The sequence below is a fragment of the Kitasatospora sp. NPDC097605 genome (genome assembly GCF_040302725.1).
GTDB lineage: Bacteria > Actinomycetota > Actinomycetes > Streptomycetales > Streptomycetaceae > Kitasatospora.
Window position 1 is genome coordinate 1 of the sequence record NZ_JBEOSF010000063.1, and the last position, 26,573, is coordinate 26,573.

Consider the following 26,573-nt stretch of genomic DNA (forward strand, 5'->3'; position numbering starts at 1 on the left):
TGACTTTTGGCACGCTGTTGAGTTCTCAAGGAACGGACGCTTCCATCAGGCGGCTTTCACACCGGCCCTCCGGGCGCTTCGTTCTTTCGTGTTTCGAGCTTACCAGATCCGTTTCCCGGCGCTTAACCGGTGCTTTTCGCTTCCGAAATCTGGTGTTAACCGCCGACTCGCGGCGACCCGACCAACCATAGCGGGTCCCCGGCCGGAGCGCGAATCGGGCCACGCCGGGGGTCACCCGCCCGGACGCATGATTTGTTGCTCTCGCGAGCATATACAGCAATGGTCCCGGTTCGCCAAGATGCCTGTAGAGTGCGGCGCATCGGCCAAGAGGACTAGACCACTAGCAGTCGGCGAGATGGCCGGCCGGTGAGGCCGGACGGCGTGGCCGACTGGCGGGAATGTCAGCAGATGTCCGAAGTTGACATGATTTAGGCTTCAGTCGATCGCCCTGCCGCGTTCGCGGCCGCTTGCCTGTACTGCGCACTTGGGAGGCTCAACCATGACCACTGTGACGTCGCCGCTGACCGGCAAGGTCGTCGGGCTCGCCGGCGTGCCGGACCCCGTGTTCTCGGGTGCGATGGTCGGCCCCGGCACCGCGATCGACCCGGTCCGCGAGCAGACCGAGGCGGTCGCCCCGGTGGACGGCGTGGTCGTGTCGATGCACCCGCACGCCTTCGTCGTCGTCGACGCGGACGGGCACGGTGTGCTGACCCACCTGGGCATCGACACCGTCCAGCTGAACGGCGAGGGCTTCGAACTGCTCGTCAGCAAGGGCGACACCGTCACCCGCGGCCAGGCCGTCATCAAGTGGGACCCGGCCGCCGTCGAGGCCGCCGGCAAGTCGCCGATCTCGCCGATCGTCGCGCTGGAGGCCTCGGCCGAGGCGCTCGGTTCGGTCCTGGAGGACGGGGCGGTCGCCGTCGGCGACGCGCTGTTCACCTGGAGCTGACCTCTCCCCTCTTACCGACACACCCGCCCCACCGCTCCGGTCGGGGCGGCCCGGCACACAGCGGTACCCGGCGGGGCCGCTTCTCTCACGGAGACAGACATGGAGAAGACGCTGCGCGGCGTGGGTGTCAGCCACGGGGTCGCGATCGGCCAGGTGCGGCACATGGGGACGGCGGTGCTGGAGCCCCCGGCCACCCAGATCCCGACCGAGGACGCTCCGCGGGAGCAGGCCCGCGCCCAGGCGGCCGTCGACGCGGTGGCCGCGGACCTGATCGCCCGTGGCAACCTGGCCGGCGGTGAGGCCCAGGCCGTGCTGGAGGCCCAGGCGCTGATGGCGCAGGACCCGGAGCTGATGGCCGACGTCGCCCGCCGGATCGCGGTCGGCAGCAGCGCCGAGCGCGGGGTCTACGACGCCTTCGCCGCCTACCGGGCGCTGCTCGCCTCCGCCGGGGAGTACCTGGCGGGCCGGGTCGCCGACCTGGACGACGTGCGGAACCGCATCGTCGCGCGGCTGCTGGGTGTGCCGATGCCGGGTGTGCCGGACAGCGACGAGCCGTACGTGCTGTTCGCCCGGGACCTCGCGCCGGCCGACACCGCTCTGCTGGACCCGACGCTGGTGCTCGGCTTCGTGACCGAGGAGGGCGGGCCGACCAGCCACAGCGCCATCCTGGCGCGGGCCATGGGCGTGCCGGCCGTGGTCGCGCTGCCCGCGGCGACCGAGGTCGCCGAGGGCACGGTCGTCGCCGTGGACGGCAGCTCCGGTGACGTGCTGGTCGAGCCGAGCGAGGAGAAGAAGGAGGAGCTGCGCCGGATCGCCGCCGAGCGCAAGGCCGCGCTCGCCGCCTCCTCCGGTCCGGGTGCGACCTCGGACGGGCACAAGGTGCCGCTGCTCGCCAACGTCGGCGGTCCGGGCGACCTGCCGGCCGCGCTGGAGGCGGGCGCCGAGGGCGTCGGGCTGTTCCGTACCGAGTTCCTCTTCCTGGACGACTCCGCGAAGGCGCCCAGCGAGGAGAAGCAGGTCGAGGCGTACCGCAAGGTGCTGGAGGCGTTCCCGGAGAACCGGGTCGTGGTCCGGGTGCTCGACGCGGGCGCGGACAAGCCGCTGGACTTCCTGACCCCGGCCGACGAGCCCAACCCGGCGCTGGGCGTGCGCGGTCTGCGCACCCTGCTGGAGCACCCGGAGGTGCTGCGGACCCAGCTGCGGGCGCTGGCGAAGGCCGCCGAGGGCCTGCCCGTGCACCTTGAGGTGATGGCCCCGATGGTGGCCGACCGCAAGGATGCCAAGGAGTTCGCCGAGGCGTGCCGCGAGGCCGGGCTGAGCGCCAAGTTCGGTGCGATGGTGGAGATCCCGTCGGCCGCGCTGCGGGCCCGCTCGATCCTCCAGGAGGTCGAGTTCCTGTCGCTGGGCACCAATGACCTCGCCCAGTACACCTTCGCCGCCGACCGCCAGGTCGGTGCGCTGGCCCGGCTGCAGGACCCGTGGCAGCCGGCGCTGCTGGACCTGATCTCGGCCGCCGCCGAGGCCGCGCGGGCCGAGGGCAAGAGCTGCGGCGTCTGCGGCGAGGCCGCCGCCGACCCGCTGCTGGCCGTGGTGCTGACCGGTCTCGGGGTCACCAGCCTGTCGATGGGCGCGGCGTCGATCCCCTACGTGCGCACCGCGCTGGCCAAGTACACGCTGGCCCAGTGCCGCCGGGCCGCCGAGGCGGCGCGGGCGGCGGACAGCGCCGAGGAGGCGCGGGCCGCGGCGCAGCAGGTGCTGTCGGGCGAGTAGCCGTCGGAGCACACCTGAGTCGGAGTACATCCGGAGGGGCCCTTCCACTGTGGCTGTGGAAGGGCCCCTCCGGTGTGTCCGGGCGGGAGGCCCGCCGCTACTTCCCGGCGGCGCGCTCGCGGCGGAGCTGCTCGAACCAGCGGAGGTGGTCGAGGTTGTCGACGGAGCCGGGGTTGACGGCCTGGTCGAGCGGGGTGCCGGAGAGCAGGCGCTTGACCGGGACCTCGATGCGCTTGCCGGTCAGGGTGTGCGGCAGGCCGCGCACGGCGATGACCTCGTCGGGGACGTGGCGCGGGGAGAGCTCGCTGCGCAGTGAGGTGCGGATGCGGCCGATGAGGTCGTCGTCGAGTTCGGCCCCGGGGGTGAGGACGACGAAGAGCGGCATCCAGTAGCCGCCGTCGGGCTCTTCGAGGCCGATGACGAGGGACTCGGCGATCTCGGGGAGGCGTTCGACGACCTCGTAGATGTCCGAGGAGCCCATCCGGACGCCCTGGCGGTTGAGGGTGGAGTCGGAGCGGCCGTGGATGACCACGGTGCCGCGGGAGGTGACGGTGATCCAGTCCCCGTGGCGCCAGATGCCGGGGAACATGTCGAAGTAGCTGTCGTGGTAGCGGGTGCCCTCGGGGTCGTTCCAGAAGCCGGTGGGCATGGAGGGGATCGGCTTGGTGACGACGAGTTCGCCGACCCCGTCGGTGAGCGGCCGGCCGTTGACGTCCCAGGACTCGACGGCGGCGCCGAGGCAGGGGGCCTGGATCTCGCCGAGGTGGACGGGGAGGGTGGGGACGCCGCCGACGAAGCAGGAGCAGACGTCGGTGCCGCCGCTGACGGAGGCGAGCCAGACGTCCTCCTTCACCTCCTCGTAGATCCAGCGGAAACCGTCGGGCGGCAGCGGGGAGCCGGTGGTGCCGAGGCAGCGGACGGCGGAGAGGTCGAGGTCGCGGCCGGGGTGCAGGTCGGCCTTGCGGCTGGCGATGACGTAGGCGGCGGAGGTGCCGAGGACGGTGGCGCGGGTGCGGGCGGCGACGGACCAGAGGGCGCCGGTGTCGGGGTGGCCGGGGCTGCCGTCGTAGGTGACGATCGTGGACCCGGTGAGGAGGCCGGCGAGGAGGAAGTTCCACATCATCCAGCCGGTGGAGGTGTACCAGAGGAAGCGGTCGTCGGGGCCGAGGTCGAGGTGGAGGCCGGCCTGCTTGAGGTGCTCGACGAGGATGCCGCCCTGGCTCTGCACGATGGCCTTGGGCAGGCCGGTGGTGCCGGAGGAGTAGAGGACCCAGAGCGGGTGGTCGAAGGGGACCGGCTCGAAGACCGGCGCGGTGTCGGCGGCGACCAGGTCGTCCCAGGTCAGCGCTCCCTCGGGGGCGGGGGCGCCGAGCAGGGGGACGTGCACGACGGTGCGCAGCGTGGGGAGCTCGCGGCGGAGTTCGGCGACGACCTCGGTGCGGTCGTGGTCCTTGCCGCCGTAGTGGTAGCCGTCGACGGCGAAGAGGACGACCGGCTCGATCTGCTGGAGGCGGTCGAGGACGCTGCGGGCGCCGAAGTCGGGGGCGCAGCTGGTCCAGACGGCGCCGACGGCGGCGGTGGCGAGCAGGGCGACGGCGGCCTGCGGGATGTTGGGCAGGTAGGCGCTGACCCGGTCGCCGGGGCGCACGCCCTGGTCGCGGAGGGCGGCGGCGAGGGAGCCGACCTGGCGGCGGAGTTCGGCCCAGGTGAGGACGACGGGCTCGTCGGTGGTCTCGTCGAGGTGGAGGACCGCCGGGCGGTCGGCGTTCGTCTCGTCCTCGGCGGCGCGCAGGGCGTGCTCGGCGTAGTTGAGGCGGGCGCCGGTGAACCAGCGGGCGCCGGGCATCGTCGGGTCGGCGAGGACGGCGTCGGGGGCCTCGGTGAAGCGGATGTCGAACCACTGGGTGACGGCGGTCCAGAAGCGGTCGAGGTCCTCGACCGACCAGGCGTGCAGGGCGGCGTAGCGGGCGGCGGCCTGGTCGTCGTCGGTGGTGGGGGCGAGCGGGGCGGCCGGGGCGCCGTGGTGCTCGGCGGCCCAGGCCTGGAAGGCCACGATCCCGGTGCCGGCGGCACGAGCGGGGTCGGGGCGCCAGAGCGGCTGGTCCTGGGGTGGGGTGCTCACGGTGGTGGTCTCCCGGCCGGTGATGAGGGCGGACGGGGATGCTTGTGGCAGGGCCCGCGTCCGGTTGGGGGCTGTCGGTGCAGACCCTGCCATGGGATCGGCCGGTGCGCCAGGGTCCGCCCGGTGGGCGGGCCGTGGCCGGGTTGCCTGGTCAGAGGCGGGTGAACTCGCCGTTGAACCAGGAGCGGGAGACGCGGGTGTGGAAGGGGAAGGCGAGCGGGGTCTCGGGGCTGGCGAGTTGCCAGCCGTCGGTCTCGTCGGTGGGGACGGAGGGCGGGAGGTCGTCGAGCGGGCGGGCGGGGAGCAGGCCGAAGAGGCAGAGGAAGCCGCCGCGGGTGTCGGAGTCGGTGGCGACCAGGGTGATGTCGGCGGCGTCGGCGAGGATGCCGGTCTCCTCGCGCAGTTCCCGCACGCAGGCGTGCTGCCAGCTCTCGCCGTAGTCGATGTAGCCGCCGGGGAGGGCGAGTTCGCCGTAGCCGGGTTCGATGGTGCGGCGGATCACCACGAGGCCGGGGGCGGTGCCGGCGGTCGCGGTGATCGGGAGGAGGGTGACGACGACGGGCAGCGGGTTGCGGTAGCTGATCTCAGTGCAGTGGGAGCAGGCCCGGGGCCAGCTGGAGGTGCCGGGCGGGTAGGGGGTGCCGCAGAAGTGGCAGTGGGAGTTGGCGTGGTGGCGCACCGTGCCGGCCTCGTAAGTCGTCATGGCCGGATGGTAGTGCGGTCGGGCGGGGCCGGGGCGGGGGTCACCGGATCCGGTGGTGGATCGCTGCGGGCGGGGCGGAGCAGTGCGGGGTGCAGGAGGCGGGCGTCGCCGGCGTGGTAGGTGCGGGCGCGGGGGCCGCCGCGGGCGCCGCCGCGGTCGGTGGTGGTTCCGGTGCCCTCGACGAAGCCGGGGACGGAGAGCACCTTGCGGTGGAAGTTGCCGGGGTGGAGCTTCTCGTCCCAGACGGCCTCGTAGACGGCGCGCAGTTCGGGGATGGTGAAGTCGTGGTGGAGGAAGGCGGTGGCCAGCGGGCTGTACTCGATCTTGGCGCGGGCGCGGTCGAGGCCGTCGGCGAGGATCCGGGCGTGGTCGAAGGCGAGCTCGATGGGGGTGAGGTCCCCCGGGAGCCCATCGACCCCGGGGTCGGTGGGCTCCCCGGGGTCGGTGGGCTCGGCGGAACCGGTGCGCCCGTCGACGCCACCCCCGTGGGTGTCGGCGGGCGCACCGGCGGTCTCGGTCCGGCCGGCGGGCCGGAGGTCGAGGGCGGTGACGGGGTGCCAGGCGGCGTGGGCCGCGTCGCTGCCGGCCCGCGGGTCGGGCAGGTCCGGGGCGAAGGCGAGGTAGGCGACGGAGACCACGTGCATCCGCGGGTCGCGGTCGGGTGCGCCGTAGCTGCCGAGCTGTTCGAGGTGGATCCGGCTGAGCGCGGCGGCGGCCTCGACGGTGCCGTGCAGGCCGGTCTCCTCGGCGAACTCACGGGCGGCGGCCTCGTCGAGGCTCTCCTCGCCGGCCCGCAGGAAGCCGCCGGGCAGCGCCCAGCGGCCCAGGTAGGGCGGGAGGGCGCGCTCGACGAGCAGCACGTGCAGGCGGCCCCCGCGCAGGGTGAGGGCGACCACGTCGACCGTGACGGCGACCGGGGTGTAGGCGCGCGGGTCGTAGGAGGCGAGCCATTCCTGCTCGGTGGTGTCCATGGGCGCGCTCCTCTCCTCCGCGGTGCCGGCGGCCGGCCGTCCTTCTCGGATTGAGCACAACGTAGCGACCCTTTGACTCTGCGGCAAATCATTTTCCCGGCCGCTCCCCCTCCCCCGGCTTCTAGGCTGTGACCAGGACCTTCACCCCGAGGAGGCCGTGATGGGAGCAGCCGGCGCGCCGGACTTCGCCGCCGCGCTGGCGGCCGGGCCACTGGTGCTGGACGGCGGGCTGTCCAACCAGCTGGCGGCCGGCGGCTTCGACCTGGCGGACGAGCTGTGGTCGGCGCGGCTGCTGGCGGACGCGCCGGAGGCGCTGTCGGCGGCCCACCGGGCGTACTTCGCGGCCGGCGCGCGGGTCGCGATCACCGCGAGCTACCAGGCGAGCTTCGCCGGGTTCGCGCGGCGCGGGATCGGCCGGGACGGGGCGGCGCGGCTGCTGGCGCGCGGTGTGGAGCTGGCGCGGGAGGCGGCGCGCGGGCTGCCGGGGCCGCGCCGGTGGGTGGCGGCGTCGGTCGGGCCGTACGGGGCGGTGCTGGCGGACGGGTCGGAGTACCGGGGCCGGTACGGGCTGACGGCGGCCGAACTGGAGGCGTTCCACCGGCCGCGGCTGGAGGTGCTGGCGGCGGCGGGCCCGGACGTGCTGGCGCTGGAGACGGTGCCGGACGTCGAGGAGGCGCGGGTGCTGCTGCGGGCGGTGCGCGGGCTGGGGGTGCCGGCCTGGCTGTCGTTCGGCGCGGCGGGTGGGCTGACCCGGGCCGGGCAGCCGCTGGCGGAGGCGTTCGCGCTGGCGGCGGAGGCGGACAAGGTGGTGGCGGTGGGGGTGAACTGCTGCACGCCACGGGACGCGGACCGGGCGGTGGGCCTGGCGGCGCGGGTGTCCGGCAAGCCGGTGGTGGTGTACCCGAACAGCGGCGAGGGCTGGGACGCGGCGGCCGGGGCGTGGTGCGGCGAGCCGACCTTCGCGGCGCGGGGGCGGGTGGCCCGGTGGCTGGCGGACGGGGCGCGGCTGGTGGGCGGCTGCTGCCGGGTCGGGCCGGAGGCGATCCGGGCGGTGGCCGCCGAGGTGGCGGCCCAGGAGGCGGTGGCGGCGGACGCGGCGTCAACCGGGGCCGGCGACGGGGCGGGCTGACGCGGGACCGGGCGCGCGGGCCGTGCGGGCCGTGCGGGCCGTGCGGGGGCGGACGACCGGCCGGCCCGGGCGCGGTTACCGAGGGGGAAGGTGCACGGAACGCCGACGGCCTGGCAGACTCGTGCCGTTACCACTGCGGTCGACAATGCCGACCGCCTGTCAGCGCGGAGGTACCCATGCCCGGCCCGATCCAGTCGCTCTCCCGGGCCGCCGCGATCATGCGCCTGCTGGCCGGCGGCGAGCGCCGCCTCGGCCTGTCGGAGGTCGCGACGGCGCTGGACCTGGCCAAGGGCACCGCGCACGGCATCCTGCGCACCCTCCAGCAGGAGGGGTTCGTGGAGCAGGACCCGGAGAGCGGCAAGTACCAGCTGGGCGCCGAGCTGCTGCGGCTCGGACAGAGCTACCTGGACGTCCACGAGCTGCGGGCCCGGGCCCTGGTGTGGGCGGACGACCTGGCCAGGGCGGCCGGGGAGACCGTCTACCTGGGCGTGCTGCACCAGCGCGGGGTGCTGATCGTGCACCACGTCTTCCGGCCGGACGACACCCGGCAGGTGCTGGAGGTCGGCTCGATGCAGCCGCTGCACTCCACCGCGCTGGGCAAGGTGCTGCTGGCCTACGACCCGGTGGCGCGCGGCGAGCTGGGCGAGGGCCCGTTCGAGTCGTACACCGCGCGGACGCTGACCGAGTCGGCGGACGTGGACGCCGAGGCGGCGCTGACCCGCGAGCGCGGCTGGGCGGACTCGGTGGAGGAGACCTGGGAGGGCGTGGCCTCGATCGGCGCGCTGATCCAGGACCGGCGGCGCAACCCGGTGGGCGCGGTCTGCATCAGCGGCGCGGTCGAGCGGGTCTGCGAGGACGGCTTCGTGAAGCCCTCGCTGGTCGCGTCGGTGCGCAGCGCGGCGCGCGCGATCTCCCGGGACCTGGGCGCCGGGCGGTTCTGAGCGGCGGGCCGCGAGCCCGTCGACACCCCGGTGAAACGTTCACGCTGAGGCGCGGACGGGCGAATTGCCCGTCCGCGCCTTACCGTTTTGTCCGAAATTCCGATGATCCATCCCCTGACACCGGGTAGCGCGTCGAGCCAAGGGTCACAGCTGCGTAACCCGGCCTTGACGAGAGGGCGACCCGGGGAGGAAGCTTCCGCATGACGGTCGACATTGTCGAACGATGGCCGTGCAGATCACTCCCACAAGGCGCTCACCCGCCCAGCGATCGCCCGGCCCCTGCCCCCACCCGCACCTCCGGGCCATATGGACAAGGGAGTCTTTGTGTCCGCGTTCTCCAACGGCGACATCTTCGTCGGCGAAACCCTCGGCACCGCCGCGCTGATACTCCTCGGCGGTGGCGTCTGTGCCGCCGTGACGCTCAAGAAGTCGAAGGCGCTGAACGCCGGCTGGCTGGCGATCACCTTCGGCTGGGGCTTCGCGGTGATGATCGCCGCCTACATGTCGGCCCCGAAGTCCGGTGCCCACCTGAACCCGGCCGTCACCCTGGCCATCGCCGTCGACAGCGGCGAGTGGGGCAAGGTCCCGCTCTACCTGGTCTCCCAGCTGATCGGCGCGATGATCGGCGCCGTCCTGGTCTGGCTCACCTACCTCGGCCAGTTCCAGGCCAACCAGGAGCCCACCCTCGGAATCTTCTCGACCGGCCCCGAGATCCGGAACCCGGTCCAGAACCTGCTCACCGAGATCATCGGCACCTTCGTGCTCGCCCTGGCCATCCTCACCCAGGGCCTGACCAAGGGCCTCGGCCTCTCCGGCACCGGCATCCTGATCGTCGCCTTCACCGTCGTCGGCATCGGCCTGTCCCTCGGCGGCCCGACCGGGTACGCCATCAACCCGGTCCGCGACCTGGGCCCGCGCATCGTCCACTCGCTGCTGCCGATCCCGAACAAGGGCGGCTCGGACTGGTCCTACGCCTGGATCCCGGTGGCCGGCCCGGTCATCGGCGGCCTGCTGGCCGGCAGCCTGTACCACGTCGCGTTCTGACCCACCGGGTTTCCACCCCGCCCGGATCCGGGGACTGACCTGAGAGTCGGGCCCACCCTCCCCCTCACACCTTTTCGAGCCGAGGACCCTCATGACCTCCACTGGCAACTACATCGCCGCGATCGACCAGGGCACCACCTCCAGCCGCTGCATCATCTTCGGCGCCGACGGGCGCATCGTCGCCGTCGACCAGCAGGAGCACCGGCAGATCTTCCCCCAGCCCGGCTACGTCGAGCACGACGCCGCCGAGATCTGGGCCCGGGTGCAGTCGGTCGTCCGCGGTGCGCTGGAGAAGGCCGGCCTGACCAAGGACGACATCCGCGCGATCGGCATCACCAACCAGCGCGAGACCACCGTCCTGTGGGACAGGCACACCGGCGAGCCGGTGCACAACGCGCTGGTGTGGCAGGACACCCGCACCGAGGGCCTCTGCCGCGAGCTGGGCCGCAACGTCGGCCAGGACCGCTTCCGCCGCGAGACCGGCCTGCCGCTGGCCAGCTACTTCGCCGGCCCGAAGATCCGCTGGCTGCTGGACAACGTCGAGGGCCTGCGCGAGCGCGCCGAGGCCGGCGACATCCTCTTCGGCACCATGGACACCTGGGTCATCTGGAACCTCACCGGCGGTGTCGACGGCGGCAAGCACGTCACGGACGTGACCAACGCCAGCCGCACCATGCTGATGAACCTGCACACCCTGCAGTGGGACGAGAAGATCGCCGAGTCGATGGGCGTGCCGATGGCCGTCCTGCCGGAGATCCGCTCCTCCGCCGAGGTGTACGGCGAGGCCGTCGGCGACCTGGCGGGCGTGCCGGTCGCCTCCGCGCTCGGCGACCAGCAGGCCGCGCTGTTCGGCCAGACCTGCTTCGACGAGGGCGAGGCCAAGTCCACCTACGGCACCGGCACCTTCCTGCTGCTCAACACCGGCGAGAAGATCGTCAACTCCTACCACGGCCTGCTGACCACGGTCGGCTACCGGATCGGCGACCAGAAGCCGGTCTACGCCCTGGAGGGCTCGATCGCCGTCACCGGCTCGCTGGTCCAGTGGCTGCGCGACCAGCTCGGCATCATCTCCACCGCCGCCGAGATCGAGACCCTGGCGAACACCGTCGAGGACAACGGCGGCGCCTACTTCGTCCCGGCGTTCTCCGGCCTGTTCGCCCCGTACTGGCGCTCCGACGCCCGCGGTGTGATCGCCGGCCTCACCCGGTACGTCACCAAGGGCCACCTGGCCCGGGCCGTCCTGGAGGCCACCGCCTGGCAGACCCGCGAGGTCGTCGACGCCATGCAGAAGGACTCCGGGGTCGAGCTCACCGCCCTCAAGGTCGACGGTGGCATGACCAGCAACAACCTGCTCATGCAGAACATCGCCGACGTCCTGGACGCCCCGGTCGAGCGCCCGTACGTGGCCGAGACCACCGCCCTGGGCGCCGCCTACGCGGCCGGCCTGGCGGTCGGCTTCTGGAGCGACCTCGACACCCTGCGGGCCAACTGGCACCGCGCCGCCGAGTGGACCCCGCGGATGGACGAGGCCACCCGGGAGCGCGAGTACAAGAAGTGGCTCAAGGCCGTCGAGCGCACCATGGGCTGGGTGGAGGAGGAAGAGACCAACTGATCGCGACGCCGGTCGGGGCACACGCCCCGGCCGGCCCGCGCCCGTTTCACCGGCCCGCCGCACCGGGCCGACCGGCCTCTCCGCAGGGGCCGTACGCACACCGAGAGGAGTAACGGCGCCGCCCGACCCGCGCGCCGTACACACACCATGGCAACCATTCCGACCCTGGGCGCCGAGCTGACCGCCGGCCGCACCGCCTCCCGCGCCGAGACCCGCGAGCTGCTCGGCAAGGCCACCTACGACCTGCTGGTGATCGGGGGCGGAATCCTCGGCACGGCCGTCGCCTGGACCGCGTCCCAGGCCGGCCTGAAGGTCGCCATGGTCGACGCCGGGGACTTCGCCGGCGCCACCTCCAGCGCCTCCTCCAAGCTGGTCCACGGCGGTCTGCGCTACCTGCAGACCGGCGCGGTCAAGCTGGTCGCCGAGAACCACAAGGAGCGCCGCGCGCTCTCCACCGACGTCGCCCCGCACCTGGTCAACCCGCTGACCTTCTTCGTGCCGGTCTACAAGGGCGGCCCGCACAGCGCGCCCAAGCTCGGCGCCGGCGTGTTCCTGTACTCGGCGCTCTCCGCCTTCCGCGACGGCATGGGCCGGGTCTCCACCGCCGCGCACGCCGCCCAGCAGGTGCCCGCGCTGCGCACCGAGGGCCTGCGCTCGGTGGCCGTCTACGGCGACCACCAGATGAACGACTCGCGCGTCGCGGTGATGACCGTGCGCGCCGCCGTGGAGGCCGGCGCGGTCGTGCTCAACCACGCCGAGGTCACCGGCCTGCGCTTCACCGGCGGCCGGGTCACCGGCGCCGAGCTGAAGGACCGCATGGACGGCACCGAGTTCGGCGTCGACGCCCGCCTGGTGCTGAACGCCACCGGCCCGTGGGTGGACCACCTGCGCCGGATGGAGGACGCCGGCGCCGCGCCGTCGATCCGCCTCTCCAAGGGCGCCCACGTGGTGGTCAAGCGCCGCTCCCCGTGGCGCGCCGCGCTGACCATCCCGATCGACAAGTACCGCGTCTCCTTCGCCATCCCGTGGGAGGACCACGTCCTGCTCGGCACCACCGACGAGGAGTACACCGGCGACCCGAAGGACGTCCGGGCCACCGAGGCGGACGTCGACCAGATCCTCGGCGAGGCCGCGCACGCGATCCGCGACGAGCACCTCGACCGCGACCTGATCACCTACACCTTCGCCGGCCTGCGGGTGCTGCCCGGCGGTCCGGGCGACACCGCCGCCGCCAAGCGCGAGACGGTCGTCACCGAGGGCAAGGGCGGCATGCTGTCGGTCGCCGGCGGCAAGTGGACCACCTACCGGCACATCGGCCGCACCGTGCTGGAGAAGCTGGCCCACGTGCCCGGCACCTCGCTCGGCGAGGACATGTCCCCGATCGCCCCGACCGTGCCGCTGCCGGGCGTCGGCGCGCCGAACGCCGTCGCGCACCGCCTGCTGATCGACCGCGAGCCCGGCTCGCGGATGGAGCCGCTGGTGGCGAAGCACCTGGCCGGCCACTACGGCACGCTGTCCTTCGACATCGCGCGGATGATCGACGAGAACCCGGAGCTCGGCCGGCCGATCCACGAGGACGGCCCGGACGTCTGGGCGCAGGTCGCCTACGCGGCCGACCACGAGTGGGCGTACACCGCGGACGACGTGCTGCGCCGCCGCACCACGATGACGGTCCGCGGCCTGGACACCCCGGAGGTCCGCGCCGAGGTCGAGGCCTTCCTCGCGAAGCGTGGAGCCAAGTAGGCACAGCCTCGCGTTCGGACGCGGCGGGCGGGCACCCCGGGCTGGGGGTGCCCGCCCGTCGGCATGCCCGCTGACCTGCGGGAACGACCACGACGTCATCGTTCGCACACAGCGCGTCACGATCAGATCACCATTCTCAGGAAATCTTCAGGCAATGGGTATTTTTGTCTGTTTTGCCATGATCATCTTGTCATGTGATCTTCCATATGCTCCCGCCAACACTGTTGATCGACAGTGGGTCAAGGAGCCACCATGCACGTCTCAAGACGGACCCTGACGGGTCCGCTGGCCCTCACGCTGGCGCTGTCGCTGGCCGCCGGGTCCCCGGTCGCGTTCGCGGCCAAACCCCACCCCAAGCCCTCCCCCGGCAAGGCCCCGACGGCCGCCGCCCTCGACCCCGGCAGCAGCCTGGCCGCCGCCCGGGCCGCCGCGCGCAGGAGCGGCCAGCGGGTCGAGGCGCTCTCCGAGCGCGACGAGACCTCCACCACCTGGGCCAACCCCGACGGCACCCTCACCACCGAGCTGTCGGCCGGCCCGGTGCGCTTCCTGCGCGAGGGCAAGTGGGCCGACGTCGACCTCACCCTCAAGACCGCCGCCGACGGCTCGGTCAGCCCCGCCGCCCACCCCAACGGCCTCAAGCTGGCCGGGGCCGGCGGCAAGCGCCCCCGCTCGCTCGCCGAGTCCCGGGCGGTCCAGGAGGCGCCGGCCGGCGCGGAGGCGGCCCGCACCCTCGTCTCGCTCGGCTCGGGCGACGACCAGCTCGCCCTGGAGTGGCGCGGCGGCCTGCCCAGGCCCGAACTCGACGGCACCCGGGCCACCTACCGGGACGCCATCGGCGACGGCGCCGGCGACCTGGTCGTCGAGGCCACCCGCACCGGCTTCGAGCAGTACGTCACGCTCAAGCAGCGCCCGGCGGCCGGCGGCTACACGTACACCATGCCGCTGCGCGCCAAGGGCATCAAGGCCGAGGCGCAGCCCGACGGCTCGGTGCTGTTCACCGACCGGAAGAACGGCCACAAGCGCGCCGTGCTGCCCGCCCCGGTGATGTGGGACGCCACCACGGCGCCCGGCTCCGGCGAGCACCCCCGGCAGGCCCGGGTGGGCCTCGAGGTGGTCCAGCACGGCGACACCGTCGACCTGGTCTTCACCCCGGACGCCGCCTTCCTCGCCGACCCCGCCACCGCCTACCCGGTGACCGTCGACCCGGCCACCGCCGGCCTCGGCAACGCCTTCGACACCCGGGTCCAGCACGGCGAGACGGTCGACTGGTCGGCCGACACCGAGATCTACTGGGGCAACTCCGGCACCAAGAACGCCGACGGCAGCTCCCGCGAGGCCCGCGCCTTCGTCAACTGGAACACCGCCGGCATCGCCGACGCCCTGGTCTCCAGCGCCACCCTCTCGCTGTACAACTTCCACTCCGGCAACAGCGACTGCCTGCCGTACACCTGGGAGGTCTGGGACACCGGCCTGGCCTCGACCGCCTCGCGGTGGACCGCCCAGCCGGCCTGGAAGGCGAAGAAGGCCACCTCCACCGAGACCAAGGGCCGCGACGCCTGCGGCGGCGACGGCTGGATCAACGCCAACGTCACCGACCTCGTGCAGACCTGGGCCTCGGCCAAGAACAGCACCTCCGGCATGGGCCTGCGCGCCCCGGACGAGACGAACACCAAGTACTGGAAGGAGGTGAACTCCGCCAACGCCGCGAGCAACGTGCCGAAGCTGACGGTCACCTACAACTACCGTCCGCGCACCGGCACCAACCAGCAGGCCGGCCCGCCGTTCCTGCAGGACGGCACCGGCACCTGGCGGGTCGACACCACCACCCCGGTGCTCCGGGACACCTTCGTCGACCCCGACGGCGACAAGGTGACCGGCACCTTCCAGCTGGTCGACGCCATCTCCGGCGCCCAGGTCGGCGCCGTCAACGTCTCCGGCTACGTGGCCAGCGGCACCCCCTCCGAGGTCACCGTCCCGGCCGGCCTGCTCCAGTACGGCCACACCTACCGGTTCCGCTCCTCGCCGTACGACGGGCTGCACTACAACCTGAGCTGGTCCCCCTGGGCCACCTTCAGCGTCAGCCCGCTGCCGGACGTGCCGACCGCGCTGCAGACCGGCGCCCAGCAGACCCTCACCCCGGTGTTCTCCGCCCTGGTCACCAACCCCAACCAGGGCCGGATCCGGACCGAGTTCGCGCTCAAGGGCCGCAACGGCCAGCCGCTGCCGACCGCCATCGCCCCCGTGTGGGCGGAGAGCGGCACCCGCGCCTCGGTCCAGGTGCCGGACGGCGCGCTGGCCGACGGCGGCGACTACACCTGGGCCGTGCGCGCCTGCGCCGCCGTCGGCTGCTCCGACTGGAGCGCCGACCAGCCGCTGGCCGTCCGCGTCCAGGCCCCGCCGGCGCCGCCCGCGCCGACCACCGTGGTGCTCACCGGCGCGGCCCTCGCGGACGCCTCGGCGGCCACCGGCGGCGGCTGCGACACCGGCGCCTGCCCGGCCGCCGACCCGGCCGAGCTGCGGGTCGGCACCACCGCCGACGGCAGCGGCTGGAGCAGCTGGCTCAAGCCCGACCTGTCGGCCGTCCCGGCCGGCTCCCGGGTGGTCGGCGCCAAGCTCGCGCTGACCCGCTCGGACTGCCCGGCGGGCTGCGACGAGGCCGCCGTGGACGTCTTCCAGCTCGGCGCGGCCTGGGCCCCCGGCCAGGGCGGCGCGGCGCTGACCGCGGCCGCCGGCGCCGAGAGCTACGCCTCCGCGGCCAAGCTCTCGGAGACCGACCTGGCCACCCTGGTCGGCTCGTGGATCGAGAAGGGCGAGGCCTACGGCCTGACCCTGCGTCCGCCGGCCGGCTGGAGCGGCGCGGCCCGCTACTCCTCCGCCACCGCCGCCGATCCGGCGCAGCGTCCCCGGCTGACCCTCGACTACCTGGCGCCGACCGCGCCGGGGGCTGCCGAGCTGGTCACCGCCGTCGGCGGCGACGCCGGTCTGACCGTCACCTGGAACGCCCCGGCCGACCACGGCTCGGTCGGCGACGTCGGCTACACCGTGCGGGTCGAGACCTCGGACGGCGCGCCGGTCCAGGAGGTCACCACCGGCGACCTGCGGGCCGCGTTCACCGGCCTGGACAACGCCCGCTCGTACCGCGCGGTGGTCACCGCCCGGAACAGCCACGGCGCGGCCGCCCCGGTCGCCTCGGCCGTGGTCCGGGGCACGCCGACGGCCGGCGGCCCGGACCAGTACCGCGGCTATGTGCAGGAGTACCTGGACGCCCGCAACAAGATCAAGATGAAGGCCGGGTTCACCGCGCCGGACGCCGCCGCCGAGGCCGCGCACGGCACCGTCTTCGTCGACCTGCTGGCCACCCAGGAGGCCTCGCTGGTCGCCAACCGCGAGGCGCTGGCGACCCAGAACCAGCTGTACACGGCCGCGGCGGTCTCGCTGACCGACGTGGTGGTCGACCAGCAGACGGCCGGGCGGGTCGTCGTCCGGGCGACCGTCAAGGACTCGGTGATGATCCGCTCCGGCGGGGTGGACTCGCCGAGCGAGAGCGCGGGCTCCAAGCGCTTCGAGTTCGCCGTCGGCACCGCCGCGGTGCTGGTCTCCGAGGCCGACGACCTCGCGGCCCAGCAGAAGCTGTCCTCCTCCGCGGCGGCCCAGGCCCAGGTCGACGTGGCGGACGCCGCGCAGCCCGACCCGGCGGACGCCCAGAAGGCCGTCCCGCTGGACGCCAACGGCTTCCCGGTCCAGCCGGCGCAGCCGGCCGCCGGCGCCGTCCAGGCCGGCTACAACTACAACGGCACGGCCGACTGGGCCCGCCGCAACGTCAACATCGGCTGGGACTTCCCCCAGGACTGCACGAACTTCGTCTCCAAGGCCCTGTACTACGGTGGCGGCATGCGCACCCGGTACGGTTTCAAGACCTTCGACAGTGCCTGGTGGACCAACGACTACTGGATGTTCGGCTGGCACAAGAACCGCAGCTACACCTGGGCGGGCGCGGCCAACCTGCACCGCCACCTGCTGAACCACCGGTACTCGACCTGGCTGCGCTGGACCTCCGAGGCGCGCCCCGGTGACGTGGTGTTCTTCAAGTGGCGCAACGAGTCGCGGATCAACCACGCCGCGATCGTGGTCAGCTGGGGCACCCGGATGGAGCTGCGCCAGCACGGCCGGCAGGGTGTCACCACCCTGAACGAGGTGCTGTCGTACTACCGGCAGAAGGGCGACCCGATCGAGTGGTTCGTCGTCGTCCGCCCGCTCGGGACCAACTGATGGCGGCGGGGCGGCCGGTGGCGGCCGCGCTGGCGGCCGTGCTCTCGGCCGCCCTGCTGGCCGGCTGTTCGAGCGACGGCGGGGACGCCCGGCTGGAGCACGCGGCCGACTACGCCGGCCACCCGCACCTGGAGGTCACCGGCTACCCGGTGCCCGAGACGCTGGGCCTGGTCCAGCAGGTGGTGTGGCGGCTGGCCGACGGCTCCGCGGAGCGGCTGGTGAAGCTGGCCGCCGCCGAGGGCCCGGCCGACGCCCGGCGGGCGGTGGCCGAGGAGTGGGTCCGCGCCTACGGGCCGGGCGCCGCCGGGAAGGTCACCGCCGAGTTCGGCGACGACCCGGCGAGCCGGCAGACCGTGCGGCTGACCTTCCAGGTCACCGGCCAGGTGAAGGAGCTGACGCTCCGCCCGGACGGCGCCGACGGCGGGGGCGGCTGGCGGGTCCTGCTGGTCTGATCCCGCGGTGACCGGGACGAACGGGCGGGCGCCCCACGAGGGAGCGCCCGCCCGTTCGGCGTTCTCCAGGTGCTAGATCACCAGGCTGAGCGGCATGATCAAGGCGATCGCGACCACCGAGATCACCGTCTCCATCACCGACCAGGACTTCAGCGTCTGGCCGACGCTCATCCCGAAGTACTCCTTCACCAGCCAGAAGCCGGCGTCGTTGACGTGCGACAGGAACAGCGAGCCGGCGCCGATGGCCAGCACCAGCAGGGCCGCGTGGGTGGAGGACATGTCCGCCGCCAGCGGGGCGACGATGCCCGCCGCGGTGATGGTGGCGACCGTCGCCGAGCCGGTGGCGAGCCGGATCAGCACCGCGATCAGCCAGCCGAGCAGCAGCGCCGAGATGTGCCACTTGGACGACCACTCGCTGACCGCGTTGCCGACGCCCACGTCGATCAGGGTCTGCTTGAAGCCGCCGCCCGCGCCGACGATGAAGACGATGCCGGCGATCGGGCCGAGCGACGTGCCGACGGTGTCGGAGATCCGGGCCTTGTCGAAGCCGGCCGCCTTGCCGAGGGTGACCATGCCGAGCAGGGTCGCGGCGAGCAGGGCGATCAGCGGGGAGCCGATGAAGTCGAGGACCCGCTGCGGCATCGCCTTGGGGTCGTCGATCACGACGTCCGCCAGTGCCTTGCCGAGCATCAGGATGACCGGCAGCAGGATGGTCACCAGCACGGCCCCGAAGGACGGGGTGTGCTCGCGCTTGGCGGTCTCCACCGGGGCTGCGGCCTGCGGGACCTCCAGCGGGCCGACCCAGCGCTCGGCGAAGCGGGCGAACAGCGGACCGGCGACGATCAGCGTCGGGACGGCGATCAGCAGGCCGAGCGCCAGGGTGATGCCGAGGTCCGCCTTGAGCGCGTCGACGGCGACCAGCGGGCCCGGGTGCGGGGGCACCAGGCCGTGCAGCACGGAGAGGCCGGCCAGCGCCGGGATGCCGATCCGCATCAGCGGGACGTTGCCGCGGCGGGCCACCAGCAGCACGATCGGGATCAGCAGTACCACGCCGACCTCGAAGAACAGCGGCAGGCCGAGCACGGCGGCGATCAGCGCCATCGCCCAGGGCAGCGCCTTGGGGCCGGAGCGCGAGAGCACGGTGTCCGCGATGATGTTCGCGCCGCCCGAGTCGGCGAGCAGCTTGCCGAGCATCGCGCCCAGGCCGATCAGCAGGCCGACGCCCGCGACGGTGGAGCCGAAGCCGCTGGAGAAGCTGGTGAGCAGTTTGTCGAACGGCGCGCCCGCGACGGCGGCCAGCAGGCCCGAGCCGAGGGTCAGGGCCAGGAACGGGTGCAGCTTGAGCTTGGTGATCAGCAGCACGATGGCGCCGATGCTGAGCAGCACCGCGATCAGCAGCTGGGTGTCGCTGCCGGTGTGCGGGAGGGCCGGTGGGGCGGCCGCGAGCACCGCGAGGGTGGGGGACGGGGTCACGCGAGGTCTCCATTGACGGGCCGCAGCAGGGCGACGGCCTTCTCGACGAGTTCTTCGGGGGTCGGCCCGACGTCCAGGACGGCGCCGCGCTCGTCCGGGCCGAGGGGTTCCAGGGCGGCGTACTGGGAGCCGAGCAGCGCCGGCGGCATGAAGTGGCCGGTGCGGTGGGAGAGCCGGTCCTCGACCAGCTCGGTCCGGCCGCTGAGGTGCAGGAACCAGGCGTCCGGGCAGGCCGCGCGCAGCAGGTCGCGGTAGCCGTGCTTGAGCGCCGAGCAGGTGACCACGCCTCCGGTGCCGGCCTCGGTGCGCTCCGCCAGCCAGGCGCCGATGGCGCGCAGCCAGGGCTGGCGGTCCCGGTCGTCCAGCGGGACGCCGGCCGACATCTTGGCGATGTTGGCCGGCGGGTGGAAGTCGTCCGCCTCCGCGAACGGCAGGCCGAGGCGGTCGGCCAGCAGTCGGGCCAGGGTGGTCTTGCCGACACCGGAGACGCCCATCACCACGATGGTGAGGGGAGCGCGGGAGGTGTCGTGGTTCTCGACGCTGAGAGCCATGGGTGGTGCTCCTTCGTTGCCTGGCCGCCACTATCGCCTCAAAGATATGACGTATTCAAGTAGTGGAAACCAAATCGTCATACTTTTACGCTGTGGCATGCGCGACGGTTCCGACCTCGGGGGCGGCGGCACCGGGCGGACGGCGGACCACTAGGCTGGCGGGATGGAGATCCAGGGGCTGCCCGGCCGGCTGCTCGCGGAGCTGGGGCCGGCCATCGCGTCCGGGGAGCTTCCCGAGGGCACGGTGCTGCGCGCCGAGGAGCTGGAGGAGCGGTTCGGGGTCTCCCGGACGGTGGTCCGCGAGGCGGTCCGGATCCTGGAGGGGATGCACCTGGTGGCCTCCCGCCGCCGGGTCGGCATCACCGTGCAGCCCAAGTCGGGCTGGGACGTCTTCGACCCGATGGTGATCCGCTGGCGGCTGGCCGGCGCCGACCGGCCCGCCCAGCTGCGCTCGCTCGGCTCGCTGCGGCTCGCCGTGGAGCCGGCCGCGGCCGCGCTCGCCGCCCGGCACGCCACCGACGACGAACGGCGCCGGCTCAGCGCGCTGGCGGTCGAGTTGACGATGACCGCGCGCGCCGCCGACCTGGCCGCCTTCCTGCGGCACGACATCGACTTCCACGCCACCGTGCTGCGGGCCTCGCGCAACGAGATGTTCGCGCACCTCGGGGAGACCGTCGGCGCGGTGCTGACCGGCCGGACCGAGTACCATCTGATGCCCCATCAGCCGGAGCCGTACGCGATCCGGCTGCACCGCGAGGTCGCCGAGGCGGTCTGCGCGGGCGAGGCCGAGCGGGCCGAGCAGACGATGCGGACCATCGTCGAGGGCGCGCTGGCCGAGCTGAACGAGCAACTCGGCTGACGGCGCCGGGAATTCGGCGGACTGTTCGACACGGTCCGGGGCGGATCACACGATTTGGTGTCGATTCGGGGGATTCGCGCGCATAGTCCGGGTACGAGGGGGCAGAGTGGAGCGCGGGGGCGTAGACTCGGCGCCCGCCCCGCCCGTGTCCGCAACCCGTCCGCGCCTGGGGGTCGCCCGATGCCAACCGCCCGCCGTCGCCGCCGTCTTCCCGACGAGGTCCGCAGGGCCGTCGTCCGCGCGGTGCTCTGCCTGTCCTTCACCCTGGTGGGCATCGTGGTGGCGACGCTGTCCTCGTACGCCGACAGCTGGTTGATGACACCGGCGCTGATGGCGATGGGGGTGGGGGTGTTCGGCACGATGTGGTGCCTGCTGGAGATCCTGATCTCCCGCCAGGTCGCCGCGCAGCGGATGCGCGCGCCCAACTCCGCCTCGCCGATGGCCGGCAGCCGCGCGCCGGCGGCCCCTCCCCGGCCGCGCCGGCCGCACCAGCAGTACCCGCCCCACCAGCCGCCGCGGCCGCAGCAGCCGTACCCGCCGCGCCCCCGCCCGCCGCAGCCGCCCCACCAGCCGCCGGCCGGGCCGCCGTACCCCGGGGGCCCGGCGCCGCGTCAGGCGGGGCTGACCACCCGGTAGTGGGTGGTGGTCCGGCGGTCCCCGTCGATGACGTGCAGGGCCAGCATCGGCGGGTGGTCGAAGGAGATGCCGCGCCCGCCCTCGCAGGGCAGCGTCACGGTGGAGACCACCCCGGGCGCGACCAGCAGCGGCAGACCCGCGAAGGTGGTCGCCGCCGGGGTGTGCGCGTGGCCGCAGAACAGGGCGGCCACCCGGGGGTGCCGGCGCAGCACCCGCGCCAGCCGTACCGCGCCGAACTGGCGGATCGGGTCGACGTACGGCAGGTGCAGTTCCACCGGCGGGTGGTGGAAGGCCACCAGGGCCGGCAACTGCGTCCGCCCGGAAGCGAGTTCGGCGTCCAGCCAGTCGAGCGTCCCGTCGTCCAGCAGGCCGTCGTCCTGCTTCGGGATCGAGGAGTCGAGCATCAGCACATCGGCGCCCGGCAGTCGGTGCAGCCGGTTGACCGGCTCCTCCCCCGGCGCCTCCCCGAGCAGCACCTCGCGGTAGGGCGAGCGGCGGTCGTGGTTGCCGGGGCAGGTCAGCACCGGGTGACGCGACGACAGCACCTTGGCGACCTGCCGGTACTCCTCGGCCAGGCCGTGGTCGGCGAGGTCGCCGGTGACCAGCACGGCGTCCAGCGGCCCCGGCAGGGCGTCGAGGTACGCCATGACCCGCTCGCTCCGCCGCCGGGCGCGTTCGCCGCCGTCCCCGAGGTGGACCTGGCCGAGGTGGATGTCACTGAGGTGCGCGATCGTCAGCATGCCAATCACGCTAACCACTTCACACCTGCGCGGAAACCTCCGCCGGGCGCTTGAACATCCGGGTGGCGGTGATCTCGCCGTGGATGGCCGGGCCGTCCGGGTCCGGCGCCGCCGGCAGGCCCGGCCGCAGGTGCTCCTCCACCGAGATGTACTTCAGACCGGCCCGCAGGTCGGCGTCGTTGCGCAGCCGGATGACCAGCGGGAACTCGGCGAGCGCGGTGGTGTCGAACAGGCCGGTGGTGTAGATCAGCTGGACGCCCAGGGCGTCGGCCACCGCGCGCTGGAGCTCCAGCAGATAGGTGGCGTTGGCGCGGCCGATCGGGTTGTCGAGGAACAGCGTGCCCGCGTGCCGCAGCTGGGACTGGCCGCGGTCGTTGGCGCGCAGCGCGGCCATCGTGCAGTAGAGCGCGATGGCGGCGGTGAGCAGCTGGCCGCCGGAGAACACGTCGGACATCTGGCCGACGCTCACCCGCTCGGCGCGCAGCACCGCGTCCGGCTTGAGGATCTCGACGGCCACGCCCTTGGGGCCGATCGCGGCGGCGACGCCGCGCAGCAGCAGGGACATGCCGTCGCGGCGAAGGTCGCTGTTCTTGCGGACGGCGGCGCGGGTGGCCTCGTCGATGACCTCGCCGAGCCGCTCGACCAGGGTCGCGTGGTCCGGGTCCTCGAAGCGGATCCGCAGGAACTCCTGGCCGGACCACTCCCCCAGGCCCTCCGGCAGCCGGGAGAGCCGCTGGGCGGCGCGCAGGGTGGTCAGCGAGGACTCCACCAGGCCGCGCAGGCGGTCGACGATCGAGCCGCGGTTGCGCTCCAGCTGGGCGAGTTCGTCGGTGAGCACGCGCAGCCGGGGGGCGAAGGCGGCGGCCCAGCCGGCGGCGTGGTCGGGCAGCGCGGAGGCGGGCAGCTCGCGGATCTGCTGGCGGGCCGGGGTGCGGACGGCCTCGTAGCGGGCCGCGTTGGCGTGCCGGACCAGCGCGTCGGAGGCGTCCCGGACGGCGAGTTCGGCGGAGGACAGCTCGCCGGCGGCGGTGCGCAGGGCGCGGCGGGCCTCGGCGGCGGCGGTGCGGGCGTCGGCGAGCGGGCCGAGGTAGGGCTCGGCCAGGGTCTCGGAGTCGTCCTGGTGCTCGCGCAGGCCGTCGCGGAGCTGGCCGGCGTGCTCGTCGAAGTCGGCGGCGGCGGCCTGGGCGGCGTCGAAGGTGCGCTGCAGGTCGGCGTGCGCGGTGCGGGCGGCGTCGACGGCCTCGCGGCGCTCGGCGAGCCGGCTGGTGGCGCTGCGCAGCAGGGTCTGGGCGTGCTCGGGGTCGGTGGGGACGAGCTCCTCGGGCAGCTCGGTGTGCGCCTCGCCGTCGGCGGGGGCGGAGCGCTCGGCCTCGCCGCGCAGCCGGCCGAGCTGCTCGCTGGCGGCGGCGGAGCGGGCCTCGATGGTGGCGACGAGTTCCTCGGCGCGGGCGGCGGCGGCCTGGCGGGCCGGGCCGTCGGCGCCGTCGGGGCTGTTGAGCAGTTCCTCGGCGCGGGTGCGGACCTTGTTGGTGAGGCGGTCGAGTTCGGCTGCGGCGGCGGCCTCGTCGCCCTCGGCGCGGGCCTGCTCGGCGCGCAGGTCGGCGCCGACGCCGACCTTCTCGTAGAGCTGGGAGGCCGAGCGGTAGGCCTCGCGCAGCTCGGGCAGCGCGGCGGGGGCGGCCTCGGCGGGCTCGTCGGTCTGCTCGGCGGCGGGGATCTCGGCCCGCTCGGCCCGCAGCGCGCGCGCCGTGCGACGGGCGTCGTCGGCGGCACGCTGAACGGCGCGGCGGTCCTCGTCGCAGGTGCGGGCGCGTTCGGCGCAGCCGGCCTGGCGGCGGTCGCACTCGGCGGCGTCCTCGGCGAGCTCGCGCCGGCGGCGGCTCCAGTTGGCGCGCTCGCGCAGCCGGAAGGCGAGGCCGGAGAGGGCGTCGGCGCGGCGGCGGGCGCGCTGGGCGGCCTCGCGGTGCTCCTCGTGGGCGGAGGCGGCGGCGGCGTGGTCGGTCTCGGCCTCGTCGTGGTCGGCGCGCAGGGTGGCGAGGGCGGCGGCGGCCTGCTCGGCGTGCTCGCGGGCGGCCTCGGCGGCGGCGGCGAGTTCGCCGAGGGTGCCGGGCGGGCAGCTGGCGTGCCAGGAGGCGAGGCGGGCGGCCAGCGCGCGGTCGCCGCCGAGGCGGGCGGCGAGTTCGCGGATGTGCTCCTCGCGGGCGGTGGCGCGGGCGCGCAGTTCGCGGCGCTCGTCGTCGGCGGCGGACTCGTCGTGCATGGCCGGGTTCGGCGGCACCAGGAAGAACGCGGGCTCGTCGGTGATCGGGGCGATCAGCGAGGCGGCCGCGCCGACGGCGACGGTGGAGCGGGGCAGCAGGGCGGCGGCACGCAGCGCCTCGCGGGCCCGGTCGAGGGAGGTGGGGTCGGTGACCACCACGCCGTCGACGAGTTCGGGGCGGGCGGCCAGGATCGCCTCGTGGTCGGCCGGGTCGACGGACTGGGCGAGGTAGCGCCAGCCGGGCAGGGCGGGGATGCCGTGCTCGGCGAGGTACTCGACGGTGGCGAGCACGTCCGGGCCGGGCGGCAGCAGGCCGCCGTCGCCGAGCGCGGCGAGGATCCGGGAGTCGTCGGCGGCGGCGGTGCGCAGGTCGAACAGGGTGCGTTCGGCGGTGGCGATGGCCTCGTCGAGCAGTTCGCGCAGGTACTCGGCGTTGCGGTCGAGGACGGCGGGGGTGAGGAAGCCGGCGTCCTCCTCGGCCCCGTCCTGGTACGGGGTGAGCGAGAGCAGATCGGCGAGCCGGGGCTCGGTGGCGAGCAGGGCGGCGGTGCGCTGCTCGGTGGCGAGCGCCTGGGCGGCGGCCTTGCGGGCGTCGGTGGCGCGGGCGGCGGCGAGTTCGGCGCGGCCGGTGGCGGCGGCGGACTCGCGCAGCCGGCCGGCGGCGGACTCGGCGGCGGTGCGGGCCTGGGCGAGCGCGGCGGCGGCGGTCTTCTCGACGTCGGCGGCGTGCAGGGCGGCGCGGGCCGGATCGACGTCGCCGTCGGTGTCGATGAAGCCGGCCTCGACGGCGGCGGCGGTCTCCTGCTCGACCTCGGCGAGCCGCTGGCGCAGGTGCTCGGCCTCGCTGCGGGCCTTCTGGGCGGCGGTGGCGGCCTCGGTGGCGTCGCTCTGCGCCCTGGAGCCGTCGGCCTGGAGTTCGGCGGCGCGCTGCTCCTCGGTGTCGGCGCGGTCCTCGGCTGCCGCGGCGGCGCTCTCCAGGGCGCGGGCCAGGGCGGTGGCGGCGCGGGCCCGGGCGGCGAGCGCGGGGGCGGCGTCCAGCTCGGCCTCGCGGATCGCGGCGGCGACCCGGCCGACCCGGTCGGCGGCGGCGCGGTGGCGCAGCACGGCCTCGGCGGCCTGCCAGGCGGAGTGCAGGGTGCGGGCGTCGCTGAGTTCGCGGCGCAGCGCGGCGGCCTCGGTGGTGGCGGCGGCCAGGGCCAGCGAGGCGTGCCGGTGGGTGAGTTCGGCGGCGATCAGGGTGTGCCGGGTGCGGTCGCCCTCGGCGGCGGTGACGGCGCTCGCGGCGGCGGCGACCTCGACGGCGAGGTCCTCGGCGCGGTCGCGTTCGGCGGCGGCGCGGGAGGCGAGGGCGTGGGCGAGCCGGCGGGTGCGGCGTTCGGCGGTGCGGTGGGCCTCGCGGACGGTCTCGCGGGCGGTGGTGGCCTCGGCGATCCGCTCCAGCAGTTCCAGCGAGCCGGCGGTGAAGTCGCGTTCGGCGGTGAGTTCGGAGCGCAGGCCGAGCTTGGCGGCGAAGCCGTGGACGAGGTCGGCGAGGCCGTCGGTGTCCCGGGTGTCGGTGACGGCGCGCAGCAGCAGGTCGGTGAAGTCCTTGTCCTGCTTGACCGCGAAGAGGCCGGCGGCCTCGCCCTCGTCGGCGTTCATCTCGCGCTGGTAGCGGAAGAGTTCGGGGTCGAGGCCGAGTTCGCCGAGGTGTTCGGTCCAGCGGTCGTGGCCGTCCTCGAAGACCAGGTCGAGGTGCGGGTGGGCCTTGCCGGCCTCGGTGAGGGCGTCGCGGAAGCCCTTCATGGTGCGGCGGCGGCCGCGGGCCTTCTGGTCACCGGCCAGGCTGACCCGCTCGGCGACCGGGAGGGAGTCCAGGGTGAGGCCGGGTCCGGGGCGGAAGGAGTACCAGGTCTCGGCGAACTTGCGCGGGTCGGAGGAGACCTGGCGGCCGCGCCACTCGCTGACCTTGCCGACCACGATCAGCTCGCCGGTGACGGTGTGCTGCCACTCCAGGGCGACGTGGCCGCAGTCGTCGGCGAGCAGGAACTTGCGGAGTACGCCGGAGCTGGCGCCGCCGAGGGTGTTGCGGTGGCCGGGGAGCATCACCGAGAAGATCAGCTTGAGCAGGACGGACTTGCCGCCGCCGTTCTCCAGGAAGAGCACGCCGGCCGGGGCGGGGCGGCGGACCGGGCCGTCGGGCTCCTCGCCGAACAGGCCGATCTGCTGGGGCGCCGGGTCGGCGACGGGCTCGCCGACGCCGCGCAGGTCGAGCACCGTGTCGGCGTAGCGGGCGCCGGCCGGTCCGATCGAGTAGAGGCGGACCCGGTTGAGCTCGTACATGTGCGGCGGTTCTCCAGGAGGCGGGTG

Annotated in this window: 18 protein-coding genes; 11 read left to right on the forward strand and 7 right to left on the reverse strand. The window is 74.2% G+C overall.

Annotation, left to right across the window (positions count from 1 at the left end):
* The first annotated feature begins 499 nt into the window (after positions 1-499).
* Together ABTX81_RS38295 and ptsP are read left to right on the forward strand one after the other, a co-directional pair.
* Positions 500-949: a PTS sugar transporter subunit IIA gene (locus ABTX81_RS38295; RefSeq protein WP_350555341.1), complete on the forward strand. Its 450-nt coding sequence runs from the start codon at positions 500-502 to the stop codon at positions 947-949.
* A gap of 99 nt (positions 950-1,048) precedes the next feature.
* A complete protein-coding gene (gene ptsP, locus ABTX81_RS38300; RefSeq protein ID WP_350555343.1) occupies positions 1,049-2,719 on the forward strand; it encodes a phosphoenolpyruvate--protein phosphotransferase in 1,671 nt (556 codons plus the stop codon).
* A gap of 97 nt (positions 2,720-2,816) precedes the next feature.
* Here ptsP and ABTX81_RS38305 read toward each other — a convergent pair whose 3' ends face one another.
* From ABTX81_RS38305 to ABTX81_RS38315, 3 genes are all read right to left on the reverse strand, one after another.
* Positions 2,817-4,841 (reverse strand): acetoacetate--CoA ligase, encoded by a 2,025-nt coding sequence (locus ABTX81_RS38305; RefSeq protein ID WP_350555345.1) that lies wholly within the window; start codon positions 4,839-4,841, stop codon positions 2,817-2,819.
* Positions 4,842-4,992: 151 nt separating this feature from the next.
* Positions 4,993-5,544, reverse strand: coding sequence for an NUDIX domain-containing protein (locus ABTX81_RS38310; protein WP_350555347.1), 552 nt, complete (start codon positions 5,542-5,544; stop codon positions 4,993-4,995).
* Complete coding sequence (locus ABTX81_RS38315; RefSeq protein ID WP_350555349.1) at positions 5,541-6,515, reverse strand: NUDIX hydrolase; 975 nt, start codon at positions 6,513-6,515, stop codon at positions 5,541-5,543. Before ABTX81_RS38315 ends, ABTX81_RS38310 begins: the two co-directional genes overlap by 4 nt.
* Before the next feature lie 160 nt (positions 6,516-6,675).
* Here ABTX81_RS38315 and mmuM point away from each other — a divergent pair, with 160 nt between their 5' ends.
* From mmuM to ABTX81_RS38355, 7 genes are all read left to right on the forward strand, one after another.
* Positions 6,676-7,644, forward strand: a complete 969-nt coding sequence (gene mmuM / locus ABTX81_RS38320; RefSeq protein WP_350555351.1) for a homocysteine S-methyltransferase — start codon at positions 6,676-6,678, stop codon at positions 7,642-7,644.
* Between the two features lie 176 nt (positions 7,645-7,820).
* On the forward strand, positions 7,821-8,585 hold the full coding sequence (locus ABTX81_RS38325; protein WP_350555353.1) for an IclR family transcriptional regulator: 765 nt from the start codon (positions 7,821-7,823) through the stop codon (positions 8,583-8,585).
* 324 nt (positions 8,586-8,909) lie between these two features.
* Complete coding sequence (locus ABTX81_RS38330; protein ID WP_350555355.1) at positions 8,910-9,629, forward strand: MIP/aquaporin family protein; 720 nt, start codon at positions 8,910-8,912, stop codon at positions 9,627-9,629.
* A 91-nt stretch (positions 9,630-9,720) separates the two neighbouring features.
* Positions 9,721-11,241, forward strand: a complete 1,521-nt coding sequence (glpK, locus tag ABTX81_RS38335) for a glycerol kinase GlpK (RefSeq protein WP_350555357.1) — start codon at positions 9,721-9,723, stop codon at positions 11,239-11,241.
* 147 nt (positions 11,242-11,388) lie between these two features.
* Positions 11,389-12,984, forward strand: a complete 1,596-nt coding sequence (locus ABTX81_RS38340; protein WP_350555359.1) for a glycerol-3-phosphate dehydrogenase/oxidase — start codon at positions 11,389-11,391, stop codon at positions 12,982-12,984.
* A gap of 252 nt (positions 12,985-13,236) precedes the next feature.
* Positions 13,237-17,253 (forward strand): DNRLRE domain-containing protein, encoded by a 4,017-nt coding sequence (locus ABTX81_RS39775; protein WP_502892952.1) that lies wholly within the window; start codon positions 13,237-13,239, stop codon positions 17,251-17,253.
* On the forward strand, positions 17,253-17,705 hold the full coding sequence (locus tag ABTX81_RS38355; RefSeq protein WP_350555360.1) for a hypothetical protein: 453 nt from the start codon (positions 17,253-17,255) through the stop codon (positions 17,703-17,705). The genes ABTX81_RS39775 and ABTX81_RS38355 overlap by 1 nt, the downstream gene beginning before the upstream one ends.
* A gap of 72 nt (positions 17,706-17,777) precedes the next feature.
* Here the strand turns inward: ABTX81_RS38355 and ABTX81_RS38360 are convergent, their stop codons facing one another.
* A complete protein-coding gene (locus ABTX81_RS38360; protein WP_502892953.1) occupies positions 17,778-19,178 on the reverse strand; it encodes a GntT/GntP/DsdX family permease in 1,401 nt (466 codons plus the stop codon).
* Positions 19,175-19,729 (reverse strand): gluconokinase, encoded by a 555-nt coding sequence (locus ABTX81_RS38365; protein WP_350555362.1) that lies wholly within the window; start codon positions 19,727-19,729, stop codon positions 19,175-19,177. Before ABTX81_RS38365 ends, ABTX81_RS38360 begins: the two co-directional genes overlap by 4 nt.
* Positions 19,730-19,892: 163 nt before the next feature.
* Here ABTX81_RS38365 and ABTX81_RS38370 point away from each other — a divergent pair, with 163 nt between their 5' ends.
* Together ABTX81_RS38370 and ABTX81_RS38375 are read left to right on the forward strand one after the other, a co-directional pair.
* Positions 19,893-20,588, forward strand: coding sequence for a FadR/GntR family transcriptional regulator (locus ABTX81_RS38370; RefSeq protein ID WP_350555364.1), 696 nt, complete (start codon positions 19,893-19,895; stop codon positions 20,586-20,588).
* Positions 20,589-20,768: 180 nt separating this feature from the next.
* On the forward strand, positions 20,769-21,224 hold the full coding sequence (locus ABTX81_RS38375) for a hypothetical protein (protein ID WP_350555366.1): 456 nt from the start codon (positions 20,769-20,771) through the stop codon (positions 21,222-21,224).
* Here the strand turns inward: ABTX81_RS38375 and ABTX81_RS38380 are convergent.
* Positions 21,200-21,964: a metallophosphoesterase gene (locus ABTX81_RS38380; RefSeq protein ID WP_350555368.1), complete on the reverse strand. Its 765-nt coding sequence runs from the start codon at positions 21,962-21,964 to the stop codon at positions 21,200-21,202. The two genes, ABTX81_RS38375 and ABTX81_RS38380, sit on opposite strands and share 25 nt — an antisense overlap.
* A 19-nt stretch (positions 21,965-21,983) precedes the next feature.
* On the reverse strand, positions 21,984-26,546 hold the full coding sequence (locus ABTX81_RS38385; protein ID WP_350555370.1) for a coiled-coil domain-containing protein: 4,563 nt from the start codon (positions 26,544-26,546) through the stop codon (positions 21,984-21,986).
* Between the last annotated feature and the right edge of the window lie 27 nt (positions 26,547-26,573).